The following is an 11,664-nucleotide window of genomic DNA, read 5'->3' on the forward strand; positions in this document are numbered from 1 at the left end:
ATCCACCATCCCCCGCCTGGATCCGCCGTTTCCCACGACCGGACCGCCCCAGCGCGCGCTCTTGGCCCCCGCGACACAGGGTGAGCGAAAGGGTGCAGCCGGAGACCGGTGGCTGCTCGGAGCGACCGGTGGCTGCCTGGAGCGAAAGGTCCACGCATGCAGCCGCAGCCGCCCCGCCGCCGGATACCCAACCGCCGAGCGGCCGCCCTCGCGGCCGTCACCCTGCTGACCCTCGCGGTCAGTTCGGCGGGGACGGCGCACTTCACGGCGGGCAGCACGGCGACCGGAGCGGGGGCCGTCGCCCTCTCCCCCGCACTGGTCCCCTGTCTGATCAGCGGCAGCTCGGCGGTACAGATGGCGGAGGGCATACCCACCCGCGGCAGCTACGCCCGCTCCACCGGCACCGTGCACGCCCTCACCCTGATGATCGACTTCTCGGACGCGCCCGGCGAGGGCAAGGCCATGGACCGCTTCCACGAGTTCTTCCCGCAGACCCAGCAGTGGTTCCGCACCGCCTCCTACGGCCGCCTGGACTACCGCTCCGAGACCCCGATACCCGGCTGGCTGCGGATGCCGAAGCCGTTCAAGGCCTACGGCATAGAACGCGGCGCCCCCTTCGACCCGGGCTACCGCCGGCTGGTCCAGGACATCGTGGCGGCCGCCGACCCGACGGTCGACTTCAAGGACTACGACCTGCTGAACGTGCTGATGACGCCCAACGCCGGCCCCTCCGCCCTGGACACGGTCCTGTCGGTGACCTTCGCGGGCAACACCGACGCCCCGGTCGCCGACGGCGTCCCGGTCGCCAACGCCTCGTTCGTCTACTCCCGCCAGGACGACGGCTCCGGCTCCTACGGCCACACCGGCTACCGGGTGCTGCCCCACGAGAACGGCCACGTCTTCGGCCTGCCCGACCTCTACACGCAGGAGGGCGGGAGCGCGGTCGGCCACTGGGACATCATGAGCGAGGACTGGGGGGCCAACAACGACCTGCTCGGCTGGCACAAGTGGAAGCTGGGCTGGCTGGACGCCCACCAGGTCGGCTGCGCGAGCAGGCAGGGCTCGACCGAGTACACGCTGACCCCGCTGGGGCGCCCGGGCGGCCCCAAGCTGGTGTTCGTCCCGCTCGACGGCCGTGCCGGATACGCCTTGGAACTGCGCACCCGCGAAGGCAACGACGAGGAGGTGTGCTGCCCCGGCGTCCTCATCTACAAGGTCGACGCGGGGGTGGAGACCGGCCAGGGCCCCATCACGGTCTACGACGCCCACCGCGACTCCGGCGGCTGCACCCGCAGCCCCAACGTCCAAGCGGAACTCTCCGACGCCCCCTTCGCCCCCGGCGAGACCTTCAAGGACCCGGGGGCCGGCATCCGCATCGACGTGGCCGCGGCGGACCTGGAGGGAAACTACCGGGTGCGGGTCACCCGGCAGTGACGGCGGGCGCGGTGGACCGAGCCCGGACCGGACTACCGTAGGCGTGCTGTCCCGCCCACCCACCGTCCCGTACGGGAGAACCGACCGATGCCCGCGACGCCCGCGCACACGACGACGAAGCCCACCGAGGCCGCCGGCGCCGCACCCTCCGCCACCTCCACCTCCGCCTCCAGCCCCGCCCCCGTGCCTCCGGCGGAGGCGGTCACCCCCCTCATCCGGGGCATCGCGGTCCTGCGGCGCCTGACGGAGGCGGGCGGAACCCTGAGCCCGAGCGCGCTGGAGCGGGCCACCGGCCTGGCCCGTTCCACGGTGGACCGCATCACGGCGACCCTGGCACGCATGGGATACGTCCGCCTCGACGGCCGGGACGTCGTCCTCACCCCGCGCCTGATGGAACTGGGCAACGCCCACCCGGCCGCCCTGCGCCTGCCCGCACTGCTCGACGCGCGCGCGGACGCCCTCGCCGACGAGCTGGACGAGTCGGTGTCGCTGGCGGCCGGCGACCGGGACGGCATCCGCTTCATCCACCAGGCGACCCGGCGCCGCGCGATGTCGCTGAGCTTCCGCATCGGCGACCGGCTGCCCGCCGAACGCACCGCGCCGGGCCCGCTGTTCGCGACCGAGTGGACGGACGAGGACTGGCGGCGCTGGCGCGAGCGCCGGGCGGCCGACCCGGAGGACCGGGGCTTTCCGGCGGTACCGCCGCGTCCGCACACGACCGACGACTTCGAGCGGCGCACCGCCGACGCAGCCCGGGAGGGCTGGGCGCTGGACGACCAGCTGATCGAGCCGGGACTGGTGGCGGTGTCGGTGCCGGTACGGGACCCGGCGACGGGCCGGATCGCCTGCGTGGCGAACGTGGTGAGCCACACCAGCCGGCACACCGCCGAGGACCTGCGCGCCACGCTGCTGCCGCGCCTGCGCGAGACGGTCACGGCGATGGAACGGGACCTGGCCCCGGCCCCGCCCCCGCCCCAGGGACCGCCGCCCGCCGACCTGGCGACGTGGACGGCGGCGTCGAAACAGGAACTGGGCAGGGACTTCGTCGAGTCCCTGGCCCGCGGCCTGACGGTCCTCACGGCCTTCGAGGAGTCCCGGCCGGGCCTGGGGGCTGGTGGTGCCGGGGGACGCGGCGGAATGAGTCATCCCGTGCGCCGGGGTCCTGCGCGGGCGGAGGCCGCCCGCACCCCCGGTGGCCGGGGCGGACGAGCTCATTCCGCACGCGGTGGACCGAATCGTCCGTCACGCGGCCGAACGAGTCGTCCCTCGGGGCTGCCGCGCGGCTGCGGGTTCCTACCAGGAGCCCGGGGCGCCGAACAGCTCCTCCCGGCGTACCCGCCAGCGCTCCATCATCGCCGCGAACTCGCCGTCGACGAACTCGAAGAACGCCAGGGTCTCCGTCAGACGCCGGCCCGCGGGTGAGGCCGGGCCCAGGCTCTGGACGCCCTCGCGCAGGGCGTGCTCCCAGCGTTTGATCACCGCTTCGCGGTTGGTCAGCGCCTCGTACCACTGGTCGGCGTGCACCCGGTAGCGCTCGCGGCGGGAACCGGGCTCGCGCTCCCGGGAGAGCATGTGCACCTGCGCCAGGTAGCGCACCGCGCCGGAGACCGCGGCCGGGCTGATCCGCAGCTGCTCGCTCAGCTCGGCGGAGGTGAGCGAGCCGCTGTCGGAGGAGAGCAGCGCGGCGAAGACGCGGGCGGGCATCCGGGCCAGGCCCGCCTCGACCAGCTGGGCCGCGAAGCTCTCCACGAACTTCGACACGGCCTCGGGGTCGCGGTCCGGCGCCTTGTCGTCCGTCATGCCCTGCATCCTCTTCCCCTCCGGTCCCCTGTCCCGACGCCCTCCCGAGTTTATACGCTTCCTTAACTTCACAAATTTCTGAAAGAAGCGTACGTTCCGAAGCATGACGAAGGCAATCACCGTCTCCGGCCTCCACAAGTCCTTCGGCGCCACGCACGCGCTGGACGGACTCGACCTGGACGTGGAGCGGGGCGAGGTCCACGGCTTCCTCGGCCCCAACGGCGCCGGGAAGTCCACCACCATCCGGATCCTGCTGGGCCTGCTGCGCGCCGACTCGGGCGCCGCCCAGGTGCTGGGCCGCGACCCGTGGTCCGACGCGGTGGAGGTGCACCGCCGGATCGCGTACGTCCCCGGTGACGTCACCCTGTGGCGCAACCTCTCCGGCGGCGAGGTCATCGACCTGTTCGGCCGGCTGCGCGGCGGACTGGACCGGCGGCGCCGCGACGAACTGGTCGAACGGTTCGAGCTGGACCCCACCAAGAAGGGCCGGACGTACTCCAAGGGCAACCGGCAGAAGGTCGCCCTGGTCGCCGCCTTCGCCGCGGACGTGGATCTGCTGATCCTGGACGAGCCGACCTCGGGCCTGGACCCGCTGATGGAGGAGGTCTTCCAGCGCTGCGTGGCCGAGGAACGGGACCGGGGGCGCACGGTGCTGCTCTCCTCCCACCTCCTCGGCGAGGTCGAGCAGCTGTGCGACCGGGTGAGCATCGTCCGCAAGGGCCGCACCGTCGAGAGCGGCTCACTCGCCGACCTGCGCCACCTCACCCGCACCAGCGTCACCGCCGAACTCGCCGGCCCGCCCGACGGGCTCGCCCGCCTGCCCGGCGTGCACGGCCTCGACATCCAGGGCCACCGGGTCCGCCTCCAGGTGGACACCGCGCGGCTGGACGCGGTGCTGCGCGCGCTGACCGAGTCGGGCGTGCGTTCCCTGACCTCGACCCCGCCGACGCTGGAGGAGCTGTTCCTGCGGCACTACGGCGAGGCGGCGACGGCATCGACGTCGGCAGCGGCAGCGGCAGCGGAGTCGTCGACGGAGGTTGAGCGATGACCGCCACGGCCCCCGCCCCCGCCACGGCCCCGACGCGTGGCGCGCGGCCGCTGGCCGGCACCGGGACCCTGCTGCGGTTCGCCCTGCGCCGCGACCGGGTCCTGATCCCGGTCTGGGTCGCGGTGAACGCACTGATGGTCCTGTCCATGCCGAACACGCTGAAGGCCCTGTACGGCACCGCCGCCGAACGCGCGGACCTGATGCGCCAGATGGCCACCAACACCTCGCTGCGCGCCATGGTCGGCCCGGTCTTCGGCGACTCGCCGGGCGCGCTGACGGCCTGGCGCGTGGGGGTGTACGCCGGTGCGCTGGCCGCCGTGACGAGCCTGCTGGTCGTCCTGCGGCACACCCGGGACGAGGAGGAGAGCGGGCGGCAGGAGCTGGTGTCGTCCGCGATGGTGGGCCGCCGGGCGCCGTTGACGGCGGCGCTGCTCGCGGCGGTCGTCGCGGACGCGGTGGTGGCCCTGCTGATCACGGTCGGGCTGGCCGGGCAGGGGGTGGCGGCGGTGGCGAAAGGGCCGCCGGGGGCGAGGCCGGCTTTTTTACACATCTCCCAGCCCACGAGAAAAGCAGGAACAACCATGGCGGCCTCCTCCTGGAAAAAAAACACAACCGCGCCCTGATCGAAGGCTTCCAGGCCTCCGTGACGAGCTTGTCCGCCCACTCCTGGGGCGTCACCCCGTCCACCCCCCGAAACGCGTGTGAGTCGATCTTCACCGGCCCAGTAGGATTTCGACCATGGCGGCCACTGGATCCGAGAAGCAGGCGGGGAAGGCGTTCTACGTCTCCACGCCCATCTACTACGTCAACGACGCTCCTCACCTGGGCCACGCCTACACGACCGTCGCAGGCGACGTGCTCACGCGCTGGCACCGTCAGCGCGGCGAGAAGGTGTGGTACCTCACCGGCACGGACGAGCACGGTCAGAAGATCATGCGCACGGCCGACGCGAACGGGGTGACGCCCCAGGAGTGGGCGGACAAGCTCGTCACGGAGGCCTGGAAGCCTCTCTGGGAGCACCTGGAGATCGCGAACGACGACTTCATCCGCACCACGCAGAAGCGGCACACCGACCGCGTCCAGGAGTTCGTGCAGGACCTGTACGACAAGGGCGAGATCTACAAGGGCGGCTACGAGGGCCCCTACTGCGTGGGATGCGAGGAGTACAAGCTCCCCGGTGAGCTGCTCGACGGCGAGGGCGAGTACGCCGGTCAGAAGCTGTGCCCGGTCCACAAGAAGCCGGTGGAGATCCTCAGCGAGGAGAACTACTTCTTCAAGCTGAGCGCGTACACCGACAAGCTCCTCGCCCACTACGAGGCGAACCCCGACTTCATCCAGCCGGAGTCCGCGCGCAACGAGGTGCTGAACTTCGTCCGCCAGGGCCTGCAGGACCTGTCGATCTCCCGCTCGACCTTCGACTGGGGCATCCCGATCCCGTGGGACGCCAAGCACGTGATCTATGTCTGGGTCGACGCGCTGCTGAACTACGCCACGGCGGTCGGCTACAACGAGAACCCGGAGAAGTTCGAGTCGACGTTCCCGGCCGACGTGCACCTGGTCGGCAAGGACATCCTCCGCTTCCACGCGGTCATCTGGCCCGCGATGCTGATGGCGCAGGGCCTGCCGCTGCCGAAGAAGGTCGCCGCGAACGGCTGGCTGATGGTCGGCGGCGAGAAGATGTCGAAGTCGAACCTGACCGGCATCAAGCCGCAGGACCTCACCTCGCACTTCGGCGTGGACGCCTACCGCTGGTACTTCCTGCGGGCGATCGCCTTCGGCCAGGACGGCTCGTTCTCCTGGGAGGACTTCTCCGCCCGGTACACCTCCGAGCTGGCCAACGACTACGGCAACCTCGCCTCCCGCGTGGCCGCCATGGTCGGCAAGTACTTCGGCGGCACGCTGCCCGAGGCGAGCGCCGACAGCGAGGCCGAGAAGGCGATCCACGCCGGCCTGGCCAAGGCGGCCGCCGAGGCGGACCGGAAGATCGGCGACGAGCTGGACTTCCAGGGCGGCATCCTGGCCGTCTTCGACTTCGTCAAGCAGGTCAACGGCTACATCACGGAGCAGGAGCCGTGGAAGGTGGCCAAGGACGACTCCGAGGAGGGCCGCGCCCGCCTGGCGACGATCCTCTACACCGCCGCGGAGTCCCTGCGCGCGGTCGCCGTCCTGCTCCACCCGGTGATGCCGGAGACCTCCCGCAAGCTGTGGGACTCCCTGGGCGCCGAGGCGTCCCTGGGCGCCCTGGCCGACCAGCGGGTCCAGGAGGCCGGCGACTGGGGCAAACTCCCCGCGGGCGCGACCGTCACCAAGGGCGCGGTGCTCTTCCCCCGCCTGGAGGAGAAGCCGACGGCGTAATGCCTCCGCCCCGTGCGCACGAGGCCCGGAACCCGACCCTGGGGGTCGGGTTCCGGGCCTCGTTCCGTTTCCGCAGACGGGCCAGCCGGAGAAAAATGGAGGGAAATCATGTCTTTCGTCACTTACTTCCCCGGCCGGGGCACTGTCCGTGAGACGGCGTACCTCGAAGGCAAGGCCGAGGGAGAGGCGAAGGGGATCCTGCTCGTACTGGAGGTGCGCGGTATCCCCGTACCGGAGGCCGTGCGTGAGCGCATCACCACCTGCACCGACCTGGACCGTCTCGATGCCTGGCTGGAGCGCGCCCGCACGGTCACCCGTGCGGAAGACCTGTTCGACGAGGATGCGGACACGCCGGAGGCCACCGGTGAGCGAGCCTGACCAGCCCCCAGCCCGATGCCCTTGTTTCTGAGCCGACGTACGCGGCCGGGAGCTGAGCCCTCGACCGACGTGCCCCGGGCCTGGCTCTCGCCGGGCGCGGGGCATTGGCGGTACCACGCCAGTTCGGAAGCATCACCGGCGGAGACCTTGCGGATCACGTTTGTCCCAGCAGTTGCTCGGTGACGGCCGGCGACTCCTTGGCGGGACAGCCTGCGCCCGGATGGTGCCGTACCGCAGGTCAAGGATGCGCAGCTGCCTCAGGTCAGTGACGGGACGGCCGTTGACCGCCCCGACCGCTGCCGCGACCGCCGATCCGGTCGATCTCCGCAGGCGGCCGCCCCAGCAAGCCGGAAAAGTTCTTGATGGCTTCTTCATAGGTCCTTCATGGTCCGCGCCCTACATTCGTCGCCGCCCGGCCGGACCACGCCGGGCGGCGACGGTGCGAGGGAGCCATGGGGATGACGGGGACGGGGCGACGACGGTTCGGGGCGCGGGCCTGGCTGGCCGGGCTGGCCGTGGCGACGGCGGTGGCCGTGACCGGTTGCGGCGGGGGCGGGGGCGGCGACGAGGTCGCCTCGGCCGGTGGCGGCAGGGCGTCCGCCGGTGCGTCCAAGAACGCGTCGAGCGAGCTGACCGAGTACGTCGAGGCACAGCGCAAGTGGGTCGCCTGCCTGCGCGAGGCCGGGCTCGACGCGCCCGACCCCGACGCCCAGGGCAAGGTGGACCTCGGCGACCAGTCCAAGTGGAAGCGCGACCCGAAGGCGCTCAAGGCACAGGAGAAATGCGCCGGCCTCAGCGTCCCGGTCCCGGACAGCCTGGAGAAGGCCCAGCGGCCCGAGCTGTCCAAGGAGGAGATCGAGAAGAACCGGAAGTACGCCGCGTGCATGCAGCAGCACGGCGCGCCCGACTTCCCCGACACCGACGCCGACGGCCACTTCCGTGACGTCACCTGGGACTCGACGTCGGCCGGTGCCAAGCGGGCGGCGCGTGCGTGCGCCTCCGTCATCGGCGTCCCCGCCGACGCGCCCCCCGCCAAGGGCTGACGGGAGCACCGGCCGTGGACGTCATGAAGGACGAAGAGCGCGAACCCGTGCCGGCCGGCGGCGAGGGCGGCCCGGGGCAGACGGACCGGGCGTCCTCCCGGGGGCACGCCCCGGGGCGCCGGCGACGCAGGACGGTTCTGGTCGTGGCCGGGATCGTCGTCGTCGCCCTCGCCTGCACCGTCGGCGCCCTCGGGCTCGGTGGAGGCGGCGGCTCGGGCCGCGACGACGCGGCGCCGGGCCGCAGCAGCCAGGTCGTACGCGTCACCCGTACCACCCTCACGGACCAGACCGAGGTCGACGGGCAGCTCGGCCACGGCCCGCAGGTCCCGTTCCCGGTCAAGGCGAAGGGAACGGTGACCTGGCTGCCGGCCACCGGCACGACCGTGCGACGCGGGCAGGCGGTGCTGCGGGTGGACGACCGTCCGGTGGTGCTGCTGTACGGCAGCCTGCCGATGTACCGGGACCTGGCGGTCGGGCAGCAGCCGGACCGTGCGGACGACGGCGGCACGGACGGGGGGACGGGCACGGACGGGGGCACGGCCGGGGGCACGGCCGGTGACGGTGGCTCCGCGGGTGACCGGTCCTCCGCCACGTCCTCTACCGGTTCCTCCGCCAAGTCCCCCACCGGCTCCTCCGCCGGGACCGCCCCGGCCGTCTCCGGCTCCGCCCCCACCGCGGCAACCGGCTCGAACCGCACTGCGGGTGTTCCCCTGCACGGCCTGGACGTCAAGCAGTTCGAGAGCAACCTCAGCGCGCTCGGCTACTCGGGGTTCACCGTCGACGAGTCGTACACCGACCTGACCGCGAACGCGGTCAAGCGCTGGCAGAAGGACCTCGGCCTGCCCCAGACCGGCGCGGTCGGCGCCGGGGACGTCGTGTACGCGCCCGGGCCGGTCCGGATCGCCGGGACCAGTGCCCGCGTCGGGGACGAGGCGTCCGGCGACCCGGTCAGCTACACCAGCACCTCGCGCATGGTGACCGTCAACGCCCCGGCCGCCGACACCGACTGGGCACAGCGCGGCAGCCGGGTCACCGTGGACCTGCCCGACGGGCGGTCGGTCAAGGGCACCGTGGCCAGCCTCGGCGCGGACGCGACAGCGGTCACGGGCGGCAGCGACGGCGCCTCGGACGGCGGCGACGGCGGTGACGGCGGCGGCTCGGACGCGGGCGCCTCCGGCGGCCGGGCCGCCACCGTGTCCGTCGTGATCACCTTCGACGACCCGGATTCCCTGGGGCGGCTGCAGAGCGGTCCGGTCACCGTCCGCTACACGAACAAGCAGCGCAAGGACGTCCTGGCCGTACCCGTCGCGGCGCTGACGGCACTCGCCGAGGGCGGCTACGGGCTCGAACTCGTAGACGGCGCGACCCCGGCGGGCAACGGCGAGGACGCCGCTCCGGGGCGTTTCGTGGCCGTCAGGACGGGGCTGTTCGCCCAAGGCATGGTCGAGGTCAGCGGCCCCGGTGTGCACGAGGGCATGAAGGTGAGGATCCCCAAGTGACCGAGGACGAGGACGTCACCGCTCGCGCCGGCGCCCCGGTGGCCGACGCCGACGTCCCGGTGGTCGAGTTCGCGGGCGTGTCCAAGACGTACCCGGGACGGGTCACCGCCGTCGACGGCGCCGACCTGGCCATCCGCCACGGTGAACTCGTGTGCATCGTCGGCCCGTCCGGCTCGGGCAAGTCGACCATGCTGCACCTGATGGGCACCCTGGACCGGCCGTCGGCCGGACGCATCGCGATCGACGGGTACGACGTGGCCTCGCTCACCGACCGCGAACTGTCCGCGCTGCGCGCGCAGCGCATCGGGTTCGTGTTCCAGCAGTTCCACCTCGCCGTCGGGGTGCCGGTGCTCGACACGGTCGCCGACGGACTGCTGTACACCGGGGTGCCGCTGCGGGAACGGCGGCGGCGGGCCACGCGCGCACTGGCCCGGGTCGGCCTCGACCACCGCCTCGACCACCTCCCGCACCAGCTGTCCGGCGGCGAGCGGCAGCGCGCGGCGGTCGCCCGCGCGGTGATCGGCGAGCCCGCCCTGCTGCTCGCCGACGAACCGACCGGGAACCTCGATACGGCGTCCGGCGCCGCGGTGCTCGCCCTGCTGCGGGAGCTGCACACGACCGGCACCACCGTCGTGGTGATCACTCACGACCGGGAGATGGCGAAGGTGTTCGACCGCCGGGTGGAGATGCGCGACGGGCGGATCGTCGCCGACAGCGGCAGCCGTCCGCGGACGATCGCCTCGGGCGCGGGAGGCCGGCGATGAGAAGACCCGGCACCGAGCGCGCAAGGACGGCGCCACGGCCCGGCACCGGACCCGCGAGGGCGGCGACACGGCCCGGCGCGGGCCCCGCGAGGGCGGCGCTGCGGCCGGCCCGGCTGCGGCCCGCCGACTTCGTGCGGCTGGGCGGGACCGGGCTGCGCACCCGGCCGCTGCGCGTCTTCCTCTCCGCGCTGGGGATCGCGATCGGGGTGGCGGCGATGGTCGCCGTGGTCGGCATCTCCTCGTCCAGCCGCGCGGAGGTGGACCGCCGGCTGGACGCGCTGGGCACCAACATGCTGCGGGTCGCGCCGGGGCAGGCGCCCGACGGCACCACCACCCGGCTGCCCGCCGAGGCCGTGCCGATGATCCGGCGGATCGGGCCGGTGCAGCAGGTGGCCGCGACCGGTGTGGTCAAGGGCGCGGCGGTCTACCGCAACCAGCACATCCCCGTCGGGCACACCAGCAGCGTGCAGGTGGCCGCGGCCGACCCCGGTCTGCTGCCCGCGGTCGGCGGCCGGGTGCGGATCGGCCGGTGGCTGACGGAGGCGACCGAGGAGTACCCGGCGGTGGTGCTGGGCGCGCAGGCCGCCCGCCGGCTCGACGTGTACACACCGGGGACCCGGCTGTGGCTGGGCGGCACATGGTTCTCCCTGGTCGGTGTGCTCCAGCCGGTGCCGCTCGCCCCGGAGATCGACGGCTCGGCGCTGGTGGGCCGGCAGTCCGCGCGGACGTATCTCGGCTTCGACGGCCACCCCACGACGGTGTACGTGCGGGCCCGCGACGACCGGGTCAACCAGGTCCGGTCGGTGCTGGCGGCGACCGCGAACCCCGAGAAGCCGAGCGGCGTGCTCGTGTCCCGGCCGTCCGACGCGCTGGCGGCCCGGGAGGCGACGGAGTCGACGCTGACCGGGCTGCTGCTCGGACTGGGCTCGGTCGCGCTGCTGGTGGGCGGGGTCGGGGTGGGCAACACCATGGTGATCTCGGTGCTCGAACGCCGCCCGGAGATCGGCCTGCGCCGTGCGCTGGGCGCCACCAGCGGGCAGATCCGCGGTCAGTTCGTCTCGGAGTCGCTGCTGCTGTCGGCGCTGGGCGGGCTGGGCGGCACGGTGCTCGGCACCGCGATCACCGCGGTGTTCGCCTCCCTGCGGGGCTGGCCGACGCACGTTCCGGTCTGGGCCACGGCGGCGGGTGTCGCCGTCACCCTCCTCATCGGCGCGCTGGCGGGCCTGTATCCGGCGATCCGGGCGGGCCGCCTGGCACCGACCGAGGCGCTGGCCGGTCCGTGACCTCGCGGTCACCGGGCACTCCGGCAGGGGAGCCGGGGCCCGGCGGGGCCCCCCCCCCCC

Annotated in this window: 9 protein-coding genes and 3 pseudogenes; 10 read left to right on the plus strand and 2 right to left on the minus strand. The window is 73.1% G+C overall.

Annotation, left to right across the window (positions count from 1 at the left end; all coding sequences use genetic code 11):
• Positions 1-156: 156 nt before the first annotated feature.
• Positions 157-1,434, plus strand: coding sequence for a M6 family metalloprotease domain-containing protein (locus GV126_RS00270; protein ID WP_159661892.1), 1,278 nt, complete (start codon positions 157-159; stop codon positions 1,432-1,434).
• Between the two features lie 87 nt (positions 1,435-1,521).
• Positions 1,522-2,541 (plus strand): annotated as a pseudogene (locus tag GV126_RS00275) (IclR family transcriptional regulator); the annotation flags it as partial.
• A 186-nt stretch (positions 2,542-2,727) separates the two neighbouring features.
• Here the strand turns inward: GV126_RS00275 and GV126_RS00280 are convergent.
• The gene (locus GV126_RS00280; protein WP_159661893.1) at positions 2,728-3,234 is read right to left on the minus strand and encodes a GbsR/MarR family transcriptional regulator; all 507 of its coding nucleotides are present in this window, start codon (positions 3,232-3,234) and stop codon (positions 2,728-2,730) included.
• A 103-nt stretch (positions 3,235-3,337) separates the two neighbouring features.
• On the opposite strand from GV126_RS00280, the gene GV126_RS00285 reads away from it, so the two are divergent.
• The 4 genes and pseudogenes from GV126_RS00285 to GV126_RS00300 all read left to right on the plus strand — a co-directional run bounded on the left by GV126_RS00285 (position 3,338) and on the right by GV126_RS00300 (position 7,015).
• Positions 3,338-4,282: an ABC transporter ATP-binding protein gene (locus GV126_RS00285; RefSeq protein ID WP_159661894.1), complete on the plus strand. Its 945-nt coding sequence runs from the start codon at positions 3,338-3,340 to the stop codon at positions 4,280-4,282.
• Positions 4,279-4,800, plus strand: a pseudogene (locus GV126_RS00290) (efflux permease Rv1217c-related protein); the annotation flags it as partial. The gene GV126_RS00285 and the pseudogene GV126_RS00290, both read left to right, overlap by 4 nt.
• A 220-nt stretch (positions 4,801-5,020) precedes the next feature.
• Positions 5,021-6,637, plus strand: a complete 1,617-nt coding sequence (metG, locus tag GV126_RS00295; RefSeq protein ID WP_159661895.1) for a methionine--tRNA ligase — start codon at positions 5,021-5,023, stop codon at positions 6,635-6,637.
• Positions 6,638-6,745: 108 nt separating this feature from the next.
• Entirely contained in the window at positions 6,746-7,015 is a 270-nt protein-coding gene (locus tag GV126_RS00300) for a hypothetical protein (RefSeq protein ID WP_159661896.1), read from the plus strand.
• A 154-nt stretch (positions 7,016-7,169) separates the two neighbouring features.
• Here GV126_RS00300 and GV126_RS36045 read toward each other — a convergent pair.
• Positions 7,170-7,345, minus strand: a pseudogene (locus GV126_RS36045) (transcriptional regulator); the annotation flags it as partial.
• Between the two features lie 128 nt (positions 7,346-7,473).
• Here GV126_RS36045 and GV126_RS00305 point away from each other — a divergent pair.
• From GV126_RS00305 to GV126_RS00320, 4 genes are read left to right on the plus strand one after another with little or no spacing between them, the layout of a single operon-like run.
• Positions 7,474-8,058, plus strand: coding sequence for a hypothetical protein (locus GV126_RS00305; protein ID WP_159661897.1), 585 nt, complete (start codon positions 7,474-7,476; stop codon positions 8,056-8,058).
• A 23-nt stretch (positions 8,059-8,081) separates the two neighbouring features.
• Positions 8,082-9,557: a peptidoglycan-binding domain-containing protein gene (locus GV126_RS00310; RefSeq protein ID WP_159673129.1), complete on the plus strand. Its 1,476-nt coding sequence runs from the start codon at positions 8,082-8,084 to the stop codon at positions 9,555-9,557.
• 38 nt (positions 9,558-9,595) lie between these two features.
• On the plus strand, positions 9,596-10,321 hold the full coding sequence (locus GV126_RS00315; RefSeq protein ID WP_419796031.1) for an ABC transporter ATP-binding protein: 726 nt from the start codon (positions 9,596-9,598) through the stop codon (positions 10,319-10,321).
• A complete protein-coding gene (locus GV126_RS00320) occupies positions 10,318-11,604 on the plus strand; it encodes an ABC transporter permease (protein ID WP_236569801.1) in 1,287 nt (428 codons plus the stop codon). Before GV126_RS00315 ends, GV126_RS00320 begins: the two co-directional genes overlap by 4 nt.
• Positions 11,605-11,664: the final 60 nt, after the last annotated feature.

The organism is Streptomyces mexicanus, from assembly GCF_902506575.1.
Classification (GTDB): Bacteria; Actinomycetota; Actinomycetes; order Streptomycetales; family Streptomycetaceae; genus Streptomyces; species Streptomyces mexicanus.